General features: G+C 54.4%; 14 protein-coding genes. 7 read left to right on the forward strand and 7 right to left on the reverse strand.

The window, feature by feature from the left end; genetic code table 11:
* The first annotated feature begins 276 nt into the window (after window positions 1-276).
* Both ACL2XG_RS13075 and ACL2XG_RS13080 read left to right on the forward strand, forming a co-directional pair.
* Window positions 277-1,611: an MFS transporter gene (locus tag ACL2XG_RS13075; RefSeq protein ID WP_413722011.1), complete on the forward strand. Its 1,335-nt coding sequence runs from the start codon at window positions 277-279 to the stop codon at window positions 1,609-1,611.
* A gap of 123 nt (window positions 1,612-1,734) precedes the next feature.
* Entirely contained in the window at window positions 1,735-2,277 is a 543-nt protein-coding gene (locus ACL2XG_RS13080) for an N-acetyltransferase family protein (RefSeq protein ID WP_410012318.1), read from the forward strand.
* 72 nt (window positions 2,278-2,349) lie between these two features.
* Here the strand turns inward: ACL2XG_RS13080 and ACL2XG_RS13085 are convergent, their stop codons facing one another.
* On the reverse strand, window positions 2,350-4,758 hold the full coding sequence (locus tag ACL2XG_RS13085) for a DUF3772 domain-containing protein (RefSeq protein ID WP_413723555.1): 2,409 nt from the start codon (window positions 4,756-4,758) through the stop codon (window positions 2,350-2,352).
* Window positions 4,759-5,344: 586 nt separating this feature from the next.
* Between ACL2XG_RS13085 and ACL2XG_RS13090 the strand changes: the two genes are divergently transcribed.
* Window positions 5,345-6,634, forward strand: a complete 1,290-nt coding sequence (locus tag ACL2XG_RS13090) for a DUF445 domain-containing protein (RefSeq protein WP_410012320.1) — start codon at window positions 5,345-5,347, stop codon at window positions 6,632-6,634.
* Between the two features lie 194 nt (window positions 6,635-6,828).
* Window positions 6,829-12,639, forward strand: coding sequence for a hypothetical protein (locus ACL2XG_RS13095; RefSeq protein WP_413722009.1), 5,811 nt, complete (start codon window positions 6,829-6,831; stop codon window positions 12,637-12,639).
* A gap of 69 nt (window positions 12,640-12,708) precedes the next feature.
* On the opposite strand, the gene ACL2XG_RS13100 is transcribed toward ACL2XG_RS13095, so the two are convergent.
* Together ACL2XG_RS13100 and ACL2XG_RS13105 are read right to left on the reverse strand one after the other, a co-directional pair.
* A complete protein-coding gene (locus ACL2XG_RS13100) occupies window positions 12,709-13,605 on the reverse strand; it encodes an SDR family oxidoreductase (RefSeq protein WP_413722008.1) in 897 nt (298 codons plus the stop codon).
* A 44-nt stretch (window positions 13,606-13,649) separates the two neighbouring features.
* Window positions 13,650-14,390, reverse strand: a complete 741-nt coding sequence (locus ACL2XG_RS13105) for an SDR family oxidoreductase (protein WP_410012324.1) — start codon at window positions 14,388-14,390, stop codon at window positions 13,650-13,652.
* Between the two features lie 124 nt (window positions 14,391-14,514).
* On the opposite strand from ACL2XG_RS13105, the gene ACL2XG_RS13110 reads away from it, so the two are divergent.
* Window positions 14,515-15,408 (forward strand): LysR family transcriptional regulator, encoded by an 894-nt coding sequence (locus ACL2XG_RS13110; RefSeq protein ID WP_410012326.1) that lies wholly within the window; start codon window positions 14,515-14,517, stop codon window positions 15,406-15,408.
* A gap of 17 nt (window positions 15,409-15,425) precedes the next feature.
* Here the strand turns inward: ACL2XG_RS13110 and ACL2XG_RS13115 are convergent, their stop codons facing one another.
* The 4 genes from ACL2XG_RS13115 to ACL2XG_RS13130 all read right to left on the reverse strand — a co-directional run bounded on the left by ACL2XG_RS13115 (window position 15,426) and on the right by ACL2XG_RS13130 (window position 20,041).
* Entirely contained in the window at window positions 15,426-15,884 is a 459-nt protein-coding gene (locus tag ACL2XG_RS13115; protein ID WP_410012327.1) for a hypothetical protein, read from the reverse strand.
* Between the two features lie 164 nt (window positions 15,885-16,048).
* Window positions 16,049-17,515: a succinylglutamate-semialdehyde dehydrogenase gene (gene astD, locus ACL2XG_RS13120; protein WP_413722007.1), complete on the reverse strand. Its 1,467-nt coding sequence runs from the start codon at window positions 17,513-17,515 to the stop codon at window positions 16,049-16,051.
* Between the two features lie 255 nt (window positions 17,516-17,770).
* Complete coding sequence (locus tag ACL2XG_RS13125; RefSeq protein WP_413722006.1) at window positions 17,771-18,391, reverse strand: hypothetical protein; 621 nt, start codon at window positions 18,389-18,391, stop codon at window positions 17,771-17,773.
* 345 nt (window positions 18,392-18,736) lie between these two features.
* Window positions 18,737-20,041 carry a purine-cytosine permease family protein gene (locus ACL2XG_RS13130; protein ID WP_413722005.1) on the reverse strand — a complete coding sequence of 435 codons (1,305 nt, stop codon included), beginning with the start codon at window positions 20,039-20,041 and terminating at the stop codon, window positions 18,737-18,739.
* A 270-nt stretch (window positions 20,042-20,311) separates the two neighbouring features.
* On the opposite strand from ACL2XG_RS13130, the gene ACL2XG_RS13135 reads away from it, so the two are divergent.
* A complete protein-coding gene (locus ACL2XG_RS13135; protein ID WP_410012331.1) occupies window positions 20,312-21,070 on the forward strand; it encodes a helix-turn-helix transcriptional regulator in 759 nt (252 codons plus the stop codon).
* A 136-nt stretch (window positions 21,071-21,206) separates the two neighbouring features.
* Window positions 21,207-23,039: a glycoside hydrolase family 15 protein gene (locus ACL2XG_RS13140; protein ID WP_413722004.1), complete on the forward strand. Its 1,833-nt coding sequence runs from the start codon at window positions 21,207-21,209 to the stop codon at window positions 23,037-23,039.
* Window positions 23,040-23,046: the final 7 nt, after the last annotated feature.

The following is a 23,046-nucleotide window of genomic DNA, read 5'->3' on the forward strand; positions in this document are numbered from 1 at the left end:
GCGGAGCCGTGCGCCGACAGGCGTCGCGGCGGGCTTCGGGCACTCGGCTCCTCCCGGGTTCGACTTTTTCGACAGCGGGCGGGATAAAAAATTCCACGGAAAAAAATTACAGCGCCAATGAGTTTACGGGAAATACGTCGCGGATGCGCGGGTTGGGCAAAAATATCTCTCTGCTTTGGGGTTAACGTAGCCATGAAGATAAATGAGACTTGGATCACTTTTTAAACCCCGGCGGCAATGTTAATAAAATGTTTTTGATTGCATGGGTTATTAATTATGTCTTCACCTGACTCCCACGCCGGGATTCACCAGGCCGGCATCATGACCGTCTTTCGCGTCACCAGCGGCAACTTCCTGGAAATGTACGATTTTATGGTCTTCGGCTATTACGCCAGCGCCATCGCCGCGGCGTTTTTCCCGAATAATAATCCGTTCGCCTCGTTAATGATGACCCTGATGACCTTCGGCGCCGGGTTCCTGATGCGCCCGCTGGGCGCCCTGGTGCTTGGGGCCTATATCGACCGCCACGGCCGCCGCAAGGGGCTGTTGCTTACCCTGGCGCTGATGGCGTTCGGCACCCTGACCATCGCCTGCGTGCCCGGCTACGCCTCCCTGGGCGTGGCGGCGCCGGCGCTGGTGCTGCTGGGACGCCTGCTGCAAGGGTTTTCCGCCGGCGTGGAGCTGGGCGGCGTATCGGTTTACCTGGCCGAGATCGCCCCGCCGGGCAAGAAGGGCTTTTATGTCAGTTGGCAATCCGCCAGCCAGCAGGTGGCGGTTATCTTTGCCGCCCTGCTCGGCGTGGCGCTGCATCATCTGTTTGGCGAGGCCGTCATGGCGGCCTGGGGCTGGCGGGTACCGTTTTTTATCGGTTGCCTGATTGTGCCGGTGCTGTTCTGGATCCGACGCATGCTGGAGGAGACCAATGCATTCAAACAGCGCCCCCACCATCCCCATACCGCCGATATCATGCGCTCAATGGCGGAAAACTGGCGGCTGGTGCTGGTGGGCATGTTTATGGTGACCACCACCACCGTGGCGTTTTATATGATCACCGCCTTTACGCCCACCTATGGCAAAAGCGTGCTGCATTTCAGCGAGCAGCAAAGTTTTATCGTCACGATGTGCGTCGGCGTTTCCAATCTGTTCTGGCTGCCGGTCATGGGCGCCATGTCGGATAAAATCGGCCGGCGGCCGCTGTTGCTGGCCTGTAGCGCCCTGATGTTGCTGACCGCTTATCCAGTGCTGCACTGGCTGGTGGTCGCCCCGGCGTTCGGCCGGCTGATGATGGCCCAGCTGTGGCTGTCTTTTCTCTACGCCAGCTATAACGCCGCCATGGTGGTCACGCTTGCCGAAGTCATGCCGGCCGACGTGCGCGCCACCGGTTTCTCCATGGCCTACAGCCTGGCGACGGCCATTTTCGGCGGTTTTACGCCGGCGGTTTCCAGCTATCTCATCCATGCCAGCGGCGATAAGGCCATGCCGGGGGCCTGGCTGTCGCTGGCAGCGCTGCTGGGCCTTATCGCGGCGCTGTTGTTGCCGAGGATGCGTCGCTACGGCGCGGTGTTCCGACGTGCACGGGCCATGCCGGCGGGCGTGGGACAAAATGACTAGCCGGGGCCAAAATGCGGCGGTACCCTGTTTTGCTTATGGCGTCGATAAGAGAAAGCGGCTACCCGGCGCGGAATTTCTGCATTATGCTGAACGCCTGATGTATTTGATTGACAGGCCGATAACGTGTCCATTACCCCCTTAAGCATCACCGACGCCACCGACGCGGATATGACCGCCATCCAGGCGATATACGCCTGGCATGTCCTGCACGGCATCGCCTCTTTCGAGACCGAACCACCCTGCCTGGCGGACATGGCGGCGCGGCGCGCCGGCGTGTTGGCGAAGGGATTGCCCTGGCTGGCGGCAAGGCTCGACGGTCGGGTGGTCGGCTACTGTTACCTGGGATTATATCGTCCGCGCCATGCCTACCGTTTTACCGTGGAGGACTCGGTCTATATTCATCCGGAAATGGGCGGCCAGGGAATAGGTTATGCCCTGCTGGCCGAGGCCATCGAGCGGGCGCAGCGGGGCGGCTGGCGCCAGATGCTGGCGGTTATCGGCGACAGCGGCAATATTGGTTCCATTCGTCTGCACGAAAAACTGGGATTCCGGCTTATCGGCACCCTGGCCGCCGTTGGGTTTAAGCATGGCCGCTGGGTCGACACGCTGCTGATGCAGCGGCCGCTGGGTGAAGGACAGGATACCTTGCCCGGGCCGGCCGCATAGCGGCCATGCCATAACGGATCCCCCGCCGCCGGGCGCCAGGCCCGTCATTGCCGACGCCGCGGTTTTAACGGGCTACTGGGCCGTGGTGTCCAGTATGCCCGGCGCCGACGGCGGCGAATTCTCGAAAATCATTTTCTGCGGCGTAGACAGCACGATGCCGGCGGCGCGCATACGTTTAAGCATTTCAAATAACAGATCGCTTTTAGTGCCCGCCACGATACGCGGACTGCTGACGAACCCGGTTACGCTTAGCGTAATACCGCTGGGGCCAAGCTGGCTGAAGGTCACCGAGGGCGCGGGCGTATCCTGGATGGACTCATGATCGCGGTAGGTCTCAAGCAACAGATTACGCACCTGCTCCGGGTCGATATCCAACGGGAACGTCAGGGCGATGGTCGCCACGCCCTGGGCGTTGCCCATGGTGGCGTTACGCACGTTCTGGGAAATGAACTGTGAATTCGGCACGATAACGGTAGACCTGTCGCCCAGCTGGATTTCGGTGGCGCGCACGTTAATACGCCGGATGTCCCCCTCGACGCCGCTGATGGTGATCAAATCGCCTACTTTTACCGGGCGCTCAATCAGCAGGATAATGCCGGAAATAAAATTCTTCACGATTTCCTGCAAGCCGAAACCGATGCCCACCGACAGGGCGCTGACGATCCACGCCAGGTTGTTCCACTGGATGCCCAGCGTCGACAGCGTCAGCAGGGCGATCAGCACATACCCGATATTGCTGAACAGGATCACCAGCGAAGCGCGCATGCCGGGCTCCATCATGGTCTGCGGCAGGAAATCCTTATCCAGCCATCGCCTGGCCGAGCGCAGCACATAGATGCCGATGGCCAGGAAAATCAACGCGTTCATCACATGCGCCGGGACGATATTCAGCTTCTCCAGCCCCTTGCCGCCCCACATATCGATGGCCTTGTTCAGCAACGCCAGCGGGGTGGTGGAACCAAAGGTGCCGTTAAGCAACGCCACCGCGGCAAACAGGATCAGCACCGTTTTACCGATGGCCGACAACAGCGTGGAGGCCTGGGCCAGGTGGCGGTCGTCAAGGCCGAGGGAGTGTTTAATACGCTGGCCGACCAGGGTGGCAGGGGAAAACAAGCTATCGGACAGATCCACCACCAGGTGGATCAGCAGATAAAGGCAGGACAGGATAATGCCCACCCACACCAGCTCATATGTCAGGAACCGCGCCAGGGCGATATAGCCGATCAGCAGGGAAACAAGGATGGCGATGGCGGTGACGGTAATGCACAAGTGAATCAGCCCGGCCAGCGTCCTGCGCGCTTCCGGCTCCCCGCCTTCGGCCAGAAGCTTGCGCCGGGTACGGTTGGTGCGCAGCGGCGCGTAGCCTGCGGTCAGCGCCACCAGCAGCGCCGAAATGCCGTTGCCGAAAATCGTGGTGGCGACGCTGGTGCCGACCAGGTTATTCATCTGCTCCACCGCGCCGAACACCAGAATAAACGACGCCAGCATCGGCGGCAGCGAACGCATCGCCATGGCCACCGGATCGGCGATGGCCATCAGCCGCCACGAGGGGCGCTTGATGGAGAGCAATCCGCGGCCGAGCCCGGCAATCAACGCCGAAAACAGGGTGAGCTTAAAGATTTCGATGATAAAATCCGTCACCAGCTGCGAGACATCGGGATGGCGGAGAAACAGCAGCAAAATCAGCTGCGCCCCCAGCCCGACGCTGAATACGGTCACCAGCGCGGTGGCGCAGGCCAGGAAACTGCGCCGCAGGCGCCCTTCCGGCAGGATATTGATACAGAACCACGCCGTCAGCTTGTCCAATAACCGACTGGCCAACGCCCAGACGGCCAGCGCCATGATCAGCAGCGCGGCCGAGCCAAAGCGCCACTCGGGCTCCCAGGCCGCAAGCCAGGCGTCTTTTAACTGTTCCCCAAAATTGTCCAGACGCCGCTTGTCTTCCGGCGCGGTATTGAACAACGGCGACCAGAAGCTACCCGACAGGATGCTGCCCGAGTTCAGCGCCATCTGCGTGCGCAGCGCATTGCGGCGGATATCGACGATTTGCACCGATAAGTTGGTGGCGCCGGTACTGATGGCCTTGGCATGTTCGAGCTGCCCGTCGATAAGCGTTTTGCTTTTATTCAGAGCATTGCGTTGCTGGGCGACCACGCTGGTCTCGGGCATCGCCCCCTCGGCGGGCGGCGGCCCCAGGATATCGAGCTGAGCCTGGACCTGGGCCCGATCCGGCTGGATGGCGGCCACCAGCGCGTCGGCGTCGGCGGCTAATTGCAGCGTCTCATCGTTCAGCGCGCTCAGCTGATTGTCATTGGTGGCGGCTGAGACGCGTTGCTTGATGCTGTCCAACTGCTTTTGCAGTTTGGGCAATTCCACGCTGGCCACCAGTTTCGGCGCGGCGGGGGCGGCGCCGGCCGGTGCGGGATCGGCGGCAAAGACAACATTGATGGGGGAAAAACCCGCCGCGATGATAAACACCATCAGGACGCAACGGTGCAAACATGTCCGAAAGAAAAAGTTATACATAGAGTAAATGATTCCGAAAATCAACGATGCCGTGGCCGCTACGCCGGTTGTTGTGCATGCGACGCTCACAGATAACTGCCGGTACTGATTATTATCTGCCGTCGTCCGCCGCTAGGCCGATAACGGGTTAATATTGTATGGCATTTTATTTGCCCACTAATATTACACTGAATACCATCAAGCGTGTTGCCGTCAGCGGAGGAAACTTGCACGATGGCTGCCGGTGACGGGGGCGTTGCCGACGGTATCGTAGGGCAAATCACGGGTAAACGCGTTAAGACTTCTCTTGAACACGCCGGCGCCGGCAGGTGATAAGAATGCGTTAACGGCAAGGCGCGCGAAGGAAGGGATCGGCCGCCTATTCGTTTACCGCCGGATGAAATGCCGACTACGCTTAAGGAACCTGAACGTTAACCACCGCACGAGAAGTCGTTCACACGCCCGATGGCGTGCGCCTCTTCTGCGCAGTCACCGGCGGCTGTCCCCGAGCGTTAGAGCGCCAAGGCCACGGCCGCCTGATGGATGCCGATATTAGTACTTTATGACTAAACAAACGGAACTGAAAAAAATCAAACGGGTGGCTCTGCTGTTATTGGCCGTGGCCGCGGGCATATTTGTCGCGACGCTGTTTATACCGCCCGGCTTTTGGCGCGATGGAATCAAGGCCGTCGCCGAGGCGGCAATGGTCGGCGCCATGGCCGATTGGTTTGCCGTCGTAGCGCTGTTCAGGCGGGTGCCGATCCCGTTCATCGCCGCCCACACCGCCATTATTCCGCGCAATAAAAACAAAATTGCCGATAACCTGGCGCTGTTCGTCCGGGAAAAATTCCTCAATACGTCGTCCCTTGCCGGCCTTATCAGGAAACACGATCCGGCGCAGACCATTGCCGGCTGGCTGACCGACCCCGCCAACGCCGATCGTCTGGGCGGCCAAATCCTGCAGCTGATGCGCGGCTTTCTCGACTTTACCGATGACCGGCGCATCCAGGGTTTTATCCGCCGCGCCCTGGACGCTGTGATAGATAAAATCGACCTGTCCGTTTCCGTCGGCGCCATCCTGGACAGCCTGACCAAAGACGGCCGGCATCAGGATTTGCTGGACGCGGGGCTGCGCCAGCTGGTTAAACTGCTGAACAAATCTTCCACCCGCACGCTTATCGCCGATCAGATTATCCAATGGCTTAAACGTGAGCATCCGCTGAAAGAAAAGGTTTTGCCGACGGAATGGCTTGGCGAACACAGCGCCACGGCGGTGGCCAACGCGGTGAACGCCTGGCTGGATGAAATTGGCCGCGATCGCGGCCATGAGCTGCGCGGGCGGTTCGATCGGCTGGCGCAAAAATTGATCGAGCGGCTAAAACACGACCCCGCTACTGCCCGCCGGGCGGAGGAAATCAAACATTACTTGAAAAACGATGAGGTGTTGAATACCTATATCAGCGGCCTGTGGGGTGATGTGCGCGGCTGGCTGAAAGACGATCTGGATCGGCCGGACTCGGTATTGCATGGCAAGGTGACCGACGCCGGCCTCTGGATGGGCCGGACGCTGGCGGAGGATGCCAACCTGCGCGCTTCGTTAAACCAGCATCTGGAACAGGCGGCCCTGCGCATGGCGCCCGACTTCTCGGCCTTCCTGACCCAGCATATCAGCGATACGGTAAAAAGCTGGGACGCGCGCGATATGTCGCGGCAAATAGAACTGAACATCGGCAAGGATCTGCAGTTTATTCGCATCAACGGCACGCTGGTGGGGGGATTTATCGGCCTGGTGTTGTACCTGCTGTCGCAATTACCGGCTGTGCCGGCCATGCTGCGCCTATGGTTGCAATAACAATAAACAACGGCATTTTTTTGCGTTCGTTAGCAAGCGCTTTTTTATCACAAATACATTAACGAAAAATCCACTGTCCTTTCTTAATTAACATGCTCCAATATGCCTTATATAGCACGCCATAATATTATGGCGCCCCGCTTACTTTTCCCGTCGGCAAGCTGCACAGATGCCTATAAATCACTGGAGATACTATGTTAAATACAACTATCAGCCAATATAATTGCTTTTTAACAAAAGAATCCAACGTCGCTGTCGCCGGTCATGCCAACTCATCAACAATTAATAATTACTATCAAAAAATTAACAACGTTCAGAACCAACATGATACTAATCTGCCGTCAAAGCAGCGCGAATGCGTATCTAAACCACATAACGGTATTGACACTGAAGAAACAGCTGAACAAAAATTAAAAGCGGATCGGTTATACGCCTGCGTGGCTTTATTTAAAAAACATCCCGAAAGCGTATCCACGGCGACAACCGGAAAAAATATTACCATCACTATTGCCGATCAATCCCTTAGCATACCGACCCGCAAGATTGTCTTGCCAGGCGGCTATGGTGTTTATATCGCGGAAATGGACGGACGGTGGCTGCTTTCCGATGGGGAAATCTATCATATTGACGATCTTGCCGGTCCGCCCCGCACCTGGATGGACAATTTGGTCAATCTGCTGGAGCATCTCGCGGGCGTGGTCAGCGGCTATTACGCGAGCCGGATTTTCCAGGCACAACCCCGGGGCACACCGGGGCCGCAACAAGCAAAAATCGCCGCATCGGGGCACCGGCCCAACGCGCAAGCACGCGATATCGGTCCTTCCCCGCTGCGTGCCTCCGGCATATTAACCACCCTGTGGCAATCCCGTCATAGGTTCTTTCTACCCACATTGTTACCTGGCGCCGGCGCGGCAGCGGTAGATGACATTGAGCGGCGGCATGACCACGCCTTGCCCTTGTTTTCCGACCCGCCGATAACAGAAAACGACGATAATGGAAAAAATCATATCTGTGAAACAAACTTACATATCGCTAATCATGCAGCCAAAGAATTATATACGGAAATTAAACAGCAATATATCCCATTGGCGAAAGGTAAAATTTACTCGCTAGAATGGATGTACGATCTCAATATTTTTTTATACGACAAAATAACTGAACTATTTAACGATATTTCATACCTTAACAATATAGTGCAGTTTACTGATATTATAATGATCAAAAAATATATCGAAAACAATATTGAAGATTGTATTAAATCATCAGCCAAAATAACAAAATATGAAAATTCCAGCAGAAACTATTTCAAAGAGCAAAGGATGGTGGCCGATTTTTATCCTCAGATTAGCCACCACATTGAAGAGGCGTTGGGAAAAATCAATTTCAAACTTTTGCGTGAATTGATAGATTTTAAAAATGGCATTTCGTATGCCGATGCCAAAAAAAACCTGCTGCAACTGATTAAAGAATCATCATTAGACGATGTTGAAATGTATAGAGAACAATATACAATGCTTATTTTAATGCAAGAAGCGCAGCATAAATACGAAAGATCATTATTTAGTGATTCAATCCCAACAATAGACAGACTCATCTATTACAATTCCCGGGAAATATATATTGACATGCTCGATGAACAGCCCAAAAATCTCAAGCGGATTCTTATTAAGCGTTTTTTTTATTATATTTTCGAGTATAGCAGGAACAATGGCCTAAGCATTCAGGGCAATTATCTTTTTATTCCAGGAGAGCTGACTGAATACAGAAATCTTTTTGACCAGCCGGTCCCACCGTTAAGCGAAGAGGAAATAGCCGAGCTGGTGGCAAAGCAGATCGTGGATTTTATCCACGGCAGTGATAAATATCATCCCCATATCGACCGGTTGCTGCGTGACATCGCTTTTTATCGTACCCGCCTAGCTACTCACAACGCAGGCCAACGCTGGCAGGATGAAAGTTTGCTACCCTACCAAGAGACATTACATTGCCTTGAGAAAAGCGCGGCCACCAATCTTGCGCGTATGGACGATCCTGCCTATGCGCATAATCCTCAATGGATTAATACTTTATTCGATCAAATTAAATATGACAAGGAATGCATTTTATTGTTGAGTTTCCTTGAAAAGCTGCAAACCTCCTTAATAATTATAGTCGACGAGCATCAGCACGAACAAGTGTTGTTAGGCAGTAACACGGATGAGCAACGGCTGGCGGAAGCAAAAATCATGGCGATGATAATGGCCTTCCCCGGCGACGCCAGCAACAAATCAAAGCAGGACATACTCAACCAATACTTCCACCGCGTTACTATGGGCGATATTGAACTGCTTTTGAGAGCGTCAATCTACTGGTACATGGATTATCATCGCGTCCGGCCGGATCAGTTAAGCGAACTCAATTCATTATTTATCATCAAGCAATTTCAAGATGCAAAAAAAATGGTCGCGCTTGATTTCGAGTCGCGATCCGTTGAAAATTTCAAAAAAATATTTGAGTTGAAACCCTCGAGTGAATTTGATTCAGCCAGGGATTTTTATAACCAATTTATCCATTATAAAGCTTATTCCCTACAACAGGAAGCACGGCAATTTACATATAAAATTCTTTCCCGTTCGCAATTAGATTATTTGGATATGATCTATCCCCCCAAGGAAGTACATACTTTTAAAATCTATTCTAGGAATTACGTCCAGAATTCATTATCTCCCAATACTGATATCTTCGCGCCAAATAATAACTTTGGCACTTTTTCCCTGATTAAAACTTACAGTCATAAACTCATTATGGCATGCACTCTTTTTAGCGCTCCATTTATCAAAGAGATATCGATATCTCCTGAGAATGTCATACTTAGTTTTATTCGGGCTGAACATAAAAAAACCAATTTCGACCTTAACTGGCTTAATCGCCGGAAAATATCTATAACAACGGATGATTTATTAGAGCTTTTTAATATTCATTTTGACAACTCTACGTTGCGTATGTCGCCATTGAGTCTTTTCCTGATTGAACCAGAAGAAAACATTGCCAGCATGCCCACACCGGATTATGTTCTGGTGGCGGGAAAAGAAAAAGATGGATATAAGACGCTGATGGAAATAATGGACTACTGGAATACGCAAATGCTAAAGGAGATAACAGATCAGTTAAAAATTTCGCTACGAGAAAGAAAATGGTGGCAAGAGTTGCTGGCGTTAATACCCTTTTATGAAATCTTGTGGAAGGAATGGCATGACGCTGACAACCAGCCCAATGGCATAGAAATCATATTCGATACTTTTGATCTGGCTTTTATGCTCGCGCAATTAACCGGTAGTGCGGCCAAAGGAACCGGGATATTATACAAACGTTTATTTAACATTGCCAATATCGATAACCTGCCCGTTAAGCAGCTGAATAGGGCTATTTCAAAAATACTGGTTGAAGAATTACCCACTATTGCAAGAAAAAGCTCGGGTTCTGTTGTTAGCAGCCTTATCGGTTATCTAAATCCGTTGCCGATACATTCCATATTCTCAAGGCAGGTAAAGCATCACTTATCTAAAAATATGGCCACGGTAATTTCATGGATGAGCAATTTTATTCTAAATAATATGGAGCAAAGAATGACTAATTTTATTCTTTGGTCCGCTAAAATTGATAAAAATTTGCTCTCTCAAAAAAACAACGATGGCACATTTATCCTTGATCAGGGACAGGGGACCACGCAGAAATTTATCGAGATTGACGATTATTTCTTTCAGGTTATTTGGGATGCCGCGATAAAATCCTGGCGTGTCGTCAAACCGACCGAGGTTATAAATTTCAATTACGCCATCCCTATGTATAAAAACGATAAAGGCAAATGGAGTGCCACCTATTTTTTGGATAATGACCGCTTCCCTATATACATGCGCTCCGGCCGTCGAACCCGGCATATAAATAAAGAAATTGATATTTTTACCATGGAACCATTACGCGCCATACAATTTACGAAAGACCATTACCGGGACAATAAATGGATGTACATTTACATGTTAGAAATCATGGTAAATGACTACACCACCCATATGAAAAATTTATTTGACCAAAACAGCGACATAAGTAATATGTTAACCGACTTTGTAGTTTGTCTTGCCGACGAGCATAAATTCCGTGAGGTCTTTACGCAGGGATCCGGTGAGGAAAACATTATGCTGCGCCACTTTGTAACCGGTTTAGCACTGGATGGGGGAGTGGGCGTCGCCTACCGCATGCAACGCTTATGGCAGAATGAGCACGATCGTTTGCCGGTAGATCATATTGTTTTAGTCTTAAAGATAAATGGGAATAATTATATTGTTGATATGACCTACCTTCGTCCGTACGGAGCCGGGCTCATTGAAGACCGGCAGGTTTTTAATGAACCCGAATGGGCATATCTGATTAAAAAAACCATCAGCAACGATTACCCCCTGATAAAATACAAAGATTTCAGTAAAATTAAATCGGCTATCGCCTTTCCCTATCGTGAGGCGGAACATCCGGGAAAATACGTCAAAGGCGCGTTCTTGCTGCGTGAACCTATATGGTATAAAACCGCAGGGATTAAATATTATTATCGCTATGTCAAGGAAAAATTACCTGCTGAGTATGATGATACCCCTTCCGTTTTGTCGGCAGCGCGTAACATGACCGCTGAATATGATCGTATTGATCGAACAGATGAAAATCATCATATGAAAGTGACCTTTCCTTTTCTCATTTTGAAAGAGGCTAAACTTCTCAGCGCCCAGGAAACGGAAGATATGCAGCAAAAAACCACGCGGGCATTAGGTCAAAATTATCCCAGCCAGAGCTACATGTCAGCCGGTGTCGAACTGCTAGAAATCGATGATTTGTTAAAAATAAAGCCGGGAAAATTGCTCGCGGTATTCTATGATGATTTATATTTAAGCCATTTATTACTCAGCGTCGGCGATGGCCGCTTTGCAGGCGTAGGCAATAATTTATTTAACCCGCTGTTCGAGACCGGGCCTTCGATTATCCTGGCCGAAGAAATGGGTACTTTTTCCGAAGGCAAGCTCACGATAAGAAACACGTCCGAACAATATACCCTGATCGCAGGTAATCTTTTTAACGCGCCGCCTGATGAACCCGTTATGTCGGACAGGCTGGCGTTTCAGAAGATTGTTAACACCACTACGTATGGTGAAGAGGCCATCGCAGAATTTCCTGTGGCCGCAAGGGAAAAAACGCTGACCCAAAATACCTGGACGCTGGCGGCTTCGGCTGATAATCCCGCGGTGCTGACGCTTAAAATGGAGGCTGTCCCACAAAATATTTATCCCTCCCGCCCCCGCGAAATGGCGCACATTATCCGCGGTCTGGTTTATGCCAACAGCAAGCTGCCCGACCTCGCGCAGGTACGATATATGGAATTAATCACCCTCTTTGATGGATTTGCGCCTCATTCCCAGCGGGGACAGGTGCTGGCTAATGATCTCAGGCTCAACATCCAGCTGGGCCCCTATCTGGCGACAGATAACATCAGGCAACGGCAGCCCCATTGGTTTACCCGCTTTTCACCCTCTACCGTCGAACCGGGTGAAGCATTGCCAGCGCCGGTAACGCACAGGCATGGCGCTACTGAACATCGCCGGGGCTATGCAAAAACCAGGCGCCTGGCTGATATGGTGGAAATGCTTATTACCATCAGAAAATCACTCAATAACGCCCGCATCAAACGAAACGTCACTTTTTTACCCGATATTTTGAGTGATTTAGCGCGACTTATCATTCGCGATATGAATTTCTATGATTTTACCGGCCTCTACCGGCAGCAGTTGGATAAAGAGTCTGAAGAAAAAATTTATCATATTCTCAGGGAGTACCAGGACTATATTGCGGAAGCGGACGAATATTACCTGCAGTGTTTTTTCGATATCCTTTTTTCCGTCAAGAATTTCCGCCGTCTTACCGAATTGATTTATCCCATGCCCATAACTACCGCGAACCATACGTTGCCATTATGGCCCTACAGCTGATGAACATCACCGCCGCGATCCGTCGCGGCGGTAACAGGATGGATGCCAGACCATAAGCGCCTTGAGATACTACCGGTTGTGCGGTTTTAATAAGTCTTCCAGGCCGATGCGGCGGAACAGTTCGGCGCGCACCCGGTCCGCCATGCCATTGACCACCTCGCAGCCGTCCCCGGACGGGTCGATATGCACCCGGAACGGCCGGGTGCCGAAGGGCATATCCACGACCCGGACGATGGCCCTGGCCACCTCGGCGACATCGGCATTCGCCGGCTCCAGCGAAGACAACCCCTTCAGGCTCTGCTCCGCCAGCCCGGTGTAGGGCCCCTGATCGTATTCCGCGGCGCGCGGCGCATCGGCCGGCGCCCCGGCATGAGCGAAGTGATGGGTGCCGCGGGTAAACGCCCCCGGCACGATAATGCTGGTTTCAATTCCCCAGCGACTCAGTTCCGCGGCGTAAGAGACGGCCAGTGAATCCATCGCCGCCTTGGCGGCGAAGTAAGGAGACAGGTAGGGCGGCGTGCCTCCCCTGGCGCTGCTGGACGACACCCATACCACCAATCCCCTGCCCTGCTTGCGCAGCTGCGGCAAGGCGGCGCGGTTTACGCGTTGGGTGCTGAGCACGTTGATATCGTACAGTTGGGCAAATTGTTCCGGGGTAAACGCCTCCGCCGGGCCGAACGACATATGACCGGCATTATGGATCACCACATCCAGCCTGCCACACTCCCTGATAATGCCGGCAGTGGCGGCCTGCACCGATGCGTCGGACACGACGTCCAGCTCCACAGGGCGCAGATCGACGCCCCGTTCGGCGGCATAGCGCCGGGCTTCGGCCGCCTGCGGCGCGTTGCGCCCGGTGGTTTCACGCATGCCGGCGTAAACGGTATGTCCGGCTGCGGCCAGCGCCCGTACGGTCAGGGCGCCAAAGCCGCTGGAGGCGCCGGTTATCACGATCGCGTGTTTCATGGCCAAACCTCTTTTCAAGATGAAATGAATCGACTGAAAAGGCGTTAGATCAGCCCGCCGTTGGCGCGCAGCACCTGGCCATTGATCCAGGCACCGTCGGCACCCACCAGGAACGCCACCACGGCGGCAATATCCTCCGGCGTGCCCAGGCGTTCCAGCGGCGCCATTTTGGCCATGCGGTCAACCACTTCCTGCGGTTTGCCTTTTAAAAACAAGTCGGTTCCCGTTGGTCCGGGAGCGACGGCATTGACGTTGATCGCGCGGCCGCGCAGTTCCTTAGCCAGGATGGCGGTCAGGGTTTCCACTGCCGCCTTGGTGGCGGCGTAGACGCCGTAGGTTTCAAGCCGCAGGCCGACGACGCTGGTGGAAAAATTGACGATGCTGCCGCCAGTGCGCAGGCGCCGCGCCGCTTCCCGCAATCCGTTAAAAGTGCCTTTCAGGTTGATTGCGATCTGGCGATCAAACAGCGCGTCGTCGCTGTCCGCCAGGGTGCTCAGGTTCATGATGCCGGCATTATTGACCAGGATATCCACCCCGCCGAACGCCTCTTCCGCCCGATCAAACAAGGTGGTAAAAGTCGCCGGGTCGCTGACGTCGCCCTGGGCGCTGAGGGCATGGCCGCCGGCCTGCGCGATCTGGCTGACCAGCGCGTCGGCCTCTTGCTGCTGGCGCGAATAATTAACGATAACGGTATAACCGTCATGGGCCAGGCGCCGGGCGATGGCGGCGCCGATGCCTCTTGAGGCGCCGGTAATGATGGCGACGCGCGATGTAGCGTTATTCATGCTGTTCTCCTGTCGGGTTGCCGGCCATACCCTGTCGGGGCCGGTGAAAACAGCATGGACCTTTTTCTTTACCGGATAATCCCCTATTATTCGTCATCACTATCCGAAAATGAGAAACAATACCTTGGACAGATACGATGCCATGCGGGTGTTTACCCGGGTGGTTGAACAGCGCAGTTTTACGCTGGCGGCGCGGGATTTGGTCATTCCGCGTTCCACCGCCACCGACGCCGTCAAGCAGTTGGAAAACCGGCTGCAGGTAAGGCTGCTGCATCGTACCACGCGCCAGGTAAGCCCGACGCTGGATGGCGAGGCGTATTACCAGCGCTGCCTGCTGATCCTGGCGGCGGTGGAGGATGCGGAGACCGCCTTTAGCGGCGCCCGGCCGAAGGGATTATTGCGGGTAGACGTACACGGCACCCTGGCACGCCATTTCCTACTGCCCGGCCTGCCCGGCTTTCTGGCGCGGTATCCGGAAATCGAGTTTTTCATGAGCGAGGGCGACCGGCTGGTGGATCTGGTGCGCGAGGGCATGGATTGCGTATTGCGGGTCGGCAACCTGAAAGACAGCGATATGGTGGCGCGGCGTCTCGGCGCGCTGGCACAAATCACCTGCGCTTCGCCTGATTATATTCAGCGTTTCGGCCTGCCGGCTTCGCCGGCGGATCTAGCAGACCACCGGATGGTCGGTTTCCGCTCGTCCGCCACCGGTACCCTTATGCCGTTGGAATTCATGATCGATGGCACCCTGCACACCCGTACGCTGCAGGCCACGGTCTCGGTTACCGGCGCGGAGAGCCTGGTGGCGGCGGCGCGGCTGGGCATGGGAATAATCCAGGTGCCGCGCTACCATGTGGCCGGCGATTTGGCCAGCGGCGCCCTATTGTCGCTGCTGGCGGATTATCCCGCCGCGCCGATTCCGGTTGCGGTGCTCTATCCGCATAATCGCCAGCTAGCACCCCGGGTGCGGGTATTTATAGACTGGCTGGGCCAGGAGTTCACCAACCGCAATGTCTGAGCGCGGGCGGTATCGCCTTAACCGGGCGTGAACTCAATCCAAATGGCTTGATGCTGTTTCAGATAGGAGGCCGGCGGCGGAGAAATGGCGACCGGGACAATTTGTTTTTCGATAAAGGCGCACAACGCCTTATCACCGGAAAACGACTTTTCCGGGCGCGTACCGCTGAAATCCAGTTTCACCGAGCAGGTCCTGCCGGCGAACTGACCGAATTCCTGATGCCAGATACAGCTCATCATGGCGGAGGCGGTATGGGCAAGATAGGTGCTTAGTTCATCATCCATCCCGGCGTCCAGATAGGCCTGCCTGGTGGATTGATAATAATCCATTTCCGCGCCCGCATCCGGTTTGCCACAAAGGGCCGGCGCGCTCGCAGCCCTTTGCGATAGCGCCGGCGCCTCGCGGTGCGGCGCCGGCGCGCAGGCGCTTAGTACGGCGCACAGCGCCGCCATAGAGAAGCTTTTATTGATGTCCATATCTCTACCTTAGGCTGAGCGAGGGCGCCCGGATGACGGTGAACCCATGAATCCGGCAATCATAGCAGCGATTTACGCTGCGGTCAGCGGCAAATTATGAATCCGGCCGGCGGGTGATGCCGGGTTTACTTTCCCGCGCCGCCGGCCTGAAAACATCCGCGCCGCTAACCGGGAAATGTCAGACCCGGCGCCAATGGCTCGGGCAGGGTCAATTGCTCGCTTTCCAGCGACGCCATGGGCCAGGCGCAATAATCCGCCGCGTAAAAAGCGCTGGGCCGGTGGTTGCCGGATGCGCCGATGCCGCCGAAAGGCGCGCTGCTGGCCGCACCGGTCAGCGGTTTATTCCAATTGACGATGCCGGCGCGGGCCTCAAGCAATAGCCGGTCGAAATGATGGCGATGGGGTGATATCAATCCCATGGCCAGCCCGAAACGGGTATTGTTGGCAATATGCAGGGCCTGGTCAAAATCGTCATAGCGGATAACGCTTAACAGCGGGCCAAAGTATTCTTCATCCGGGGCGTCAGGCACCGCGGTGATATCGATAATGCCCGGCGTCAGCAGGCTGCTTTCCGCCCGCGGCTGAGTCAGGGCCAGCAAGGCTTTGCCGCCCGCGGCCAGCAGTTGTTCCTGCGCCACGATAAGACTGGCCGCCGCCTGCAGGCTTATCACCCCGCCCATAAACGGCGGCGGTTGGCTATCCCAGGCGCCGATACGCAAGGCGGCGCTTACCTTTACCAGCCGGCCGAGCAGGGCATCCCCCGCCGCACCGCGCCTGACCAGCAGACGGCGGGCGCAGGTACAGCGCTGGCCTGCGGAGATAAACGCCGAGTGGATAATAACATTTACCGCCGCGTCCACGTCGTCCGCCTGTTCAACAATCAGGGCGTTGTTACCGCCCATTTCCAGCGCCAGCATTTTTTCCGGCCGGCCGGCCAATTGCCGGTGCAGTTGATAGCCGGTATGGGCGCTGCCGGTAAACAAGAGCCCGTCGGTCTCAGAAGATTGAGCCAGGGCCATGCCGGTTTGCCGGCCGCCCTGCACCAGGTTGATAACCCCCGGGGGCAGTCCGGCTTCTTGCCACAAACGCAAGGTCAGTTCGGCGGTCATCGGCGTCAGTTCGCTGGGTTTAAACACCAGGGTATTGCCCGCCAGCAGCGCGGGCACGATATGGCCGTTGGGTAAATGCCCCGGAAAGTTATACGGGCCGAATACCGCCAGCACGCCGTGCGGCCGGTGGCGCAAGCTGGCCTGGCCGTCGCCCTGCGCCGCGACGCTTTCTGCGGTGCGGGCGTGGTAAGCCGTCAGGGAAATAGCCACCTTATTGATCATGGCCTGCACTTCGGTCTGGCTTTCCCACAGCGGCTTGCTGGTCTCGCGGGAAATGACGCTCGCCAGCTCGGTTTTATGCTGGGCAAGCAAACCGGCGAATGCCTGCAGCAGCTCGACGCGTCCTGACAACGGCCGCCTGGCCCAGGCGGGAAACGCAGCGCGCGCGGCCCGACATGCCTCGTCGACCTGAAGCGCATTCGCTTCGTTACCCTGCCATAAAAGCGCGCCGCTGACAGGGCAAAGCTTGGTAAAAGGATCGCCTTTGCCGCTGCGCCAGCTGCCGTTGATAAAATGGGTCATGACAATCTCTCCATGGCGAAAATTGACTCCCAGCGCCGGTACGCCGGGCGGTAAACACCGGTGGTATGGGTCAGATTGCCCACTACTATTCCATAAAACAGGCCGCGGGAATGGGATAACCCACCCTCATTTTATTAATATCCCTATTAGAAATATTAATAACAAGCCGGGCCCCCCAATGCAATACAGCCTGGAACGGCGTTTCCGGTAAGAGGATCAAAAAGCAGGCCGCCATGGGCGCGCCGAACGGCGCAGCTAGAAAAACGCACGATGCGTGTAGCTCGATTCGGCATTGCCTACCTTTGTTAATGACTTAACATTCTTGTTAATATATTGACGTTCCTTAGGCCATATTATCCCGCTGGCCAAAATATTGCGATAGGCCTCGTTCATACTGATTTTTTCGCTATCAAGCAGCAAAGTCTGGCCGACATAAAGATCTTCAGGCAAAGCGGTAATATTGGTACCCTGGATGTTCAGATAACCCCCTACGCACAGATTACTCGGTAACGTTCTTATCGGCGTATTTTCAAGATCCAATCCGCCGTCAACCTCGAAATTGTCCGGCAGCTCGCTCAACTGCGAATTTTCCAGGAAGATACTTCCGCCAACGTGCAGGTCCTGCGGTAATCGCTTGATCGGCGTGTTTTTCAAGTCCAGGTCATCAAACACCTGTAACCCCTCGGGAAGATATTCAATGTCGCAATATCTCATAATAAGCGAATTAACAATTATCAATTTTTGCGGAATATGCCTGATTCCCGTATGGGTTAAATTCAAGGCGCCAAAAATTATTGTATTTCCATCAGGCTTCCTAATGAACTCAACATGACTATCAAAAAGGAACTCATAGAAGCAGGGGCTGAATTTACACATGCGTCTTCTCCTGCACCGGCAAATGTATAGTGTTATGTTGTTAAAATAGCTGCGTATTAAAACATATTTATTATCGAGTAGAAAGTACTCTACCACGTGGATTAGTGGACAGCGGCTAATTGTGATATACCAGTGATTAACAACGGGGCACATTGTGGCATAAAGCCCGGTATTGTCATGGCGCTGGCAGATTACGTTAAATCTTACCTGAACGATATATTCATTTTCCTTAAACACATAAAGAATTATTTTGAATATCAAAGAAGCGATCAGGATATCCGCCTTTTTCCGGACGCTGATACGCTTCCTGTTAATGTTATGGCATTTTACTTTACCAGGGGAGGGTTATTGTACATCGGCAACGCGCCTTGATTTAAGAGTACATATTATCCAATAGACAATAATGGAAACCATTAACGAATTAAGGGCCGCGATCCCCGCATCAAAGAGAAGGCCGGCCAGGATCCCCGTTACGCAGGCTATAACGGCCCGCCAGCCGATGACAGGCGTCAATGCCGGGTCCGGCAGGGCATGGTTGGCGCGCGTTTGGTCGAGGAGCCGGCGGCTGGTTCGCAGCAGATAATAATCACAAACCATAACGCCTGCCACCGGAGGGAAAACCACACCCATCAGGATAAGGAAATGCTGATATTGCTCCAGAATGCCGATTAGCGTCAATATCGTGCCGCAGGCACCCAAGATAATCGTCAGCCGGCGATAGCTTAACTTCCTGCCGGTAATGCCTTCGAAAGCGTTGGCCAGCGCCAGGGAAGACGAATACAAATTGGCGTCATTGATTTTCACCGCCGACAGGATCACCGCGGATACGCCTACCCATCCGGCGGTCTGCGTCATCACCGCGACCACGTCCGACGTTCCCAGCGCATGCGCTATCAGGATGGCGATACCGTTAACCACGAATTCGCCGATGATAATCGAGACGGTGATCATCCAGAAAACATGCCGGCCGTTTTTACAATAACGGCTGATATCCGCCGTGGTGACAGCGCCGACGATACAACCGCCCGCTACGCTGGTGGCCGCCATCCCCAGGGTCATGGGTTCGCCGATAGGCGCGGCGGCGACCAGGGCGGCAACATCATGGCCGGCCAGCAGCTCCAGCGCGATCCAGCCGACCACCAGGAAGAAGAGCGGTACCGATATCATGGCCGTCCAGCCCAGGGCGCGAAAACCGCAGGCGACCAGGGCGGTAAGCGCCATGCCGGTAATAACCGCGGAGCAGCCGAAACCGAGCCGCCCTCCCAGCATATAATCAACGCCATGGGCAAAAATGGCGTTCTGCACGCCAAACCACCCTAACAGGCTAAGGGCGATCACAACGCCAATCAGCACCGATCCCGCCTGGCCGAAACCGCACCAGCGGGCCAGCAGGCTGGTGGACAACCCCTCCCTGGCGGCGGCCAGTCCCAGCCCCAGGCCGACGAATTCCAGGATCAGGCTTCCCAGAAAGGTCGCGAACAGCGCCTGGTAAAATGTCATGGCATGGCCAAGCATCGCCCCAAGCAAAAATTGCCCGAGGGTGGTGGTAATGCCGATGCGTATCATGGTCACGGTGAGAAAGCCGGAGCGCCGCGCGTCCGGTACGCGCGCGCAGGCATAATCATTGGCGGCGATATTGATTTTTTCCATCACAAATATCCTTATAGTGTAAATAGCGCCAGATGCGGGATCGGCGGTTTATACGTTGGTTATATATCTAATTTTATAATTTACGTTTAATTAAAATTAAAAAAATGAAGGTGTAAGCTACACGGGCGCCTTCGGCTTAACGGCCTGCATTCTATAATGACAATGTATTTTTATCAGTTATTAATATCTTTTTTACCCCTCTGGACAGTACTATGTTTAAACATTATGATGGGGATATGGACAAGTTGTGATTAATTAGGTGGCACACTAATGGAAGTTAATATGAAATGCGCTGCTGGGATAGCCGAGCGATTTGCAATTGAAATATCACCACAGCTTTTGATGTTCTGGGATAATTCCAGCGAGCCGTGGGGCGTTAAAGATACAGAATCTCGTTATGCCTATGCAAATAAAGCTTATTATGACCTTATTAATGTAAAGCGCTCGTTACACAATATTGAAGGCTGCCTGGACGATCAGTTGCCCTCCTCCATTGCCGAATTCGCCTGGCATTTCAAAGAGCATGACCGCAGCACGCTGCAAGTCAAAGATCGGCTCTGTTCCCTGGAAATTCATCGTTATGGCGGCGAACAGCTGCTACAGCCCTATTATTTTGATAAATTCCCTTTATTTGACCATAGAATCGGCAAATGTATCGGCACCGTTTTCCATGCCCGCAAGTTTGAGCATTTTTCCCTGCTGAAACATATTAACGGCGAGCGTCCCACGTTCTTCTCTTTTTTCCCGCCGGAACAGCTGTTTTCCGAAGGCGAGTTGGACGTGATCTTTTATGCATTGCAATCCATGAGCAGTAAAATAATAGCCAAAAAACTTAACCTCTCGTTCAGGACCGTCGAGAATAGATTGCTTATTGTGTATAAAAAAGCCGGCGTGCACTGTTTAAGCGGGCTAGTGGATTTTTGCCGTGCCAAGGGGTTCGATCGTTACATTCCGCAAAAATTTTTCTGCGCCGGCAGCCAGCTGATCAACATCAATGCCAAAACCCGGCTCTCCGTGCCTGCCGCCTGAAATCATCCCTGCATAAACCCCATAGACTGGCGCGCATGAACGCGGATGCAAAGGCCAGGCCATTCATCCTGCGCTATAGTTAGTACTACATTGACTCAATCCAGCGGCATACGCGCCTTTTCAGGAAATCAGGGACATGGCTGACTTACCTCAAACCGACGCGATACGACGCATTGGGGAACACGGCATCATCGGCGATTTACAGACCTGCGCACTGATCGCCGTTGACGCCAGCATTGACTATTTCTGCTGGCCCGACCTTGACAGTCCGTCCGTGTTCAGCGCGCTGCTGGATACCGACGCGGCCGGGGTTTTCACCTTATCCCCCGATTGGCCGGATGCCCGCAGGCAACAGCTTTACCTGCCCGACAGCAATATCCTGCAAACCCGCTGGCTGGACACTACCGGCTTGGCGGAAATCACCGATTTTATGCCGATCTGCGACGACGAAAACCGCATGCCGCGCATTATACGTCGCCTGAAGGTGCTTCAGGGCGAAGCATGCTTTACGCTGCGCTGCGCGCCGGTGCACGACTATGCCCGCGCGGCCACCCGCGCCCGCCTGGACCATGAGACGGTGGTGTTTACCGCTCCCGGCCAGCCCAGCCTGCGCCTGGTGTCCAGCGTCCCCCTGCATACCGCCGCGGGCACCGCCGCCGTGGCCCGTTTTACGCTTAAAGCCGGTGAACACGCGGAATTTATCTTCGGCAGCGCCCGCGACCCGCAGGTCAATCTGGATAATACCCGGGTATGCTTCGATACCACGCTGCGCTATTGGCGGCGTTGGAGCGCCGCCAGCAGCTATAAAGGGCGCTGGCGGGAAATGGTCAACCGATCGGCGCTGGCGCTTAAGCTCCTGACCTCCTGGAAACACGGCTCCATTGCCGCCGCCGCCACTTTCGGCCTGCCTGAGCATCTGGGCGGCGCGCGCAACTGGGACTATCGCGCCTCCTGGATCCGCGACGCCTCGTTTAGCGTTTATGCCCTGATGCGCCTGGGTTATATCGAGGAAGCCGGCGCCTTTACCACATGGGTGGGCCGCTGCATGGAAAACAGTCAGTTTGAGCCGGATAAACTGCAGGTCATGTATCGGCTGGACAGCGGTACCGAACTGCCGGAGGCCAGCCTGCCGCATCTGTCGGGCTATGCCGGGTCGGTGCCGGTACGCATCGGCAACGGGGCTTACCGGCAGCTCCAGCTCGATATTTATGGCGAACTGATGGATGCCGTTTACCTGGCGAACAAATATGGCGAGGCTATTTCGCACCGCGGCTGGCAGCATATCGTCAGGATGATCGATCATGTCTGCAACAGCTGGAACCAGCCGGATGCGGGCATCTGGGAAATGCGCGGTGAACCCCAGCATTTCCTGCACTCCCGGCTGATGTGCTGGGTAGCCATCGATCGCGCGCTGCGCCTGGGGATGAAACGCTCCCTGCCCATGCCCTACGATCGCTGGGATCAGGCGCGCACCGATATCCGCGCGGATATCTGGACGCATTTCTGGAATGATGAGCTAGGCCATTTTACCGCCACGCGGCACGGTCAGGACCTGGACGCGTCCATGCTGCTGATGCCGCTGTTCCGTTTTGTCGGCGCCACCGATCCCGACTGGCTCGCCACCCTGGACGCCATCAGGGATACGCTGGTCCAGGACGGCCTGGTGCGGCGCTATAATAACGAAAACACGCCATCCGATACCTTGCCCGGCAGCGAGGGCGCCTTCGCCGCCTGCTCGTTTTGGTATGTAGAGTGCCTGGCGCGCGCGGATCGCCTGGAGGAAGCGCATTTCGAATTCGAAAAACTGCTCAGCTATGCCAATCCGCTCGGCCTGTACGCTGAAGAATTCGACCAGCGGGGTTACCCGCTGGGCAATACGCCGCAGGCGCTGACCCATCTGGCACTGATCAGCGCGGCGTTTTTCCTTGACCGTAAGCTCAGCGGACAGGAACCGCTATGGCAGCCCTGACCGCCCG

Origin of the sequence: Sodalis sp. RH24 (assembly GCF_047324145.1) — a bacterium.
Lineage (GTDB): Bacteria > Pseudomonadota > Gammaproteobacteria > Enterobacterales > Enterobacteriaceae > Acerihabitans.

Bases quoted from the DNA above. Each gene is read 5' to 3' on its own strand.
- ACL2XG_RS13075 (WP_413722011.1), top strand. From the start codon at position 277: ATGTCTTCACCTGACTCCCACGCCGGGATTCACCAGGCCGGCATCATG.
- ACL2XG_RS13085 (WP_413723555.1), bottom strand. From the start codon at position 4,758: ATGGTGTTTATCATCGCGGCGGGTTTTTCCCCCATCAATGTTGTCTTT.
- ACL2XG_RS13090 (WP_410012320.1), top strand. From the start codon at position 5,345: ATGACTAAACAAACGGAACTGAAAAAAATCAAACGGGTGGCTCTGCTG.
- ACL2XG_RS13095 (WP_413722009.1), top strand. From the start codon at position 6,829: ATGTTAAATACAACTATCAGCCAATATAATTGCTTTTTAACAAAAGAA.
- ACL2XG_RS13100 (WP_413722008.1), bottom strand. From the start codon at position 13,605: ATGAAACACGCGATCGTGATAACCGGCGCCTCCAGCGGCTTTGGCGCC.
- ACL2XG_RS13105 (WP_410012324.1), bottom strand. From the start codon at position 14,390: ATGAATAACGCTACATCGCGCGTCGCCATCATTACCGGCGCCTCAAGA.
- ACL2XG_RS13115 (WP_410012327.1), bottom strand. From the start codon at position 15,884: ATGGACATCAATAAAAGCTTCTCTATGGCGGCGCTGTGCGCCGTACTA.
- astD (WP_413722007.1), bottom strand. From the start codon at position 17,515: ATGACCCATTTTATCAACGGCAGCTGGCGCAGCGGCAAAGGCGATCCT.
- ACL2XG_RS13125 (WP_413722006.1), bottom strand. From the start codon at position 18,391: ATGTGTAAATTCAGCCCCTGCTTCTATGAGTTCCTTTTTGATAGTCAT.
- ACL2XG_RS13130 (WP_413722005.1), bottom strand. From the start codon at position 20,041: ATGGAAAAAATCAATATCGCCGCCAATGATTATGCCTGCGCGCGCGTA.
- ACL2XG_RS13135 (WP_410012331.1), top strand. From the start codon at position 20,312: ATGGAAGTTAATATGAAATGCGCTGCTGGGATAGCCGAGCGATTTGCA.
- ACL2XG_RS13140 (WP_413722004.1), top strand. From the start codon at position 21,207: ATGGCTGACTTACCTCAAACCGACGCGATACGACGCATTGGGGAACAC.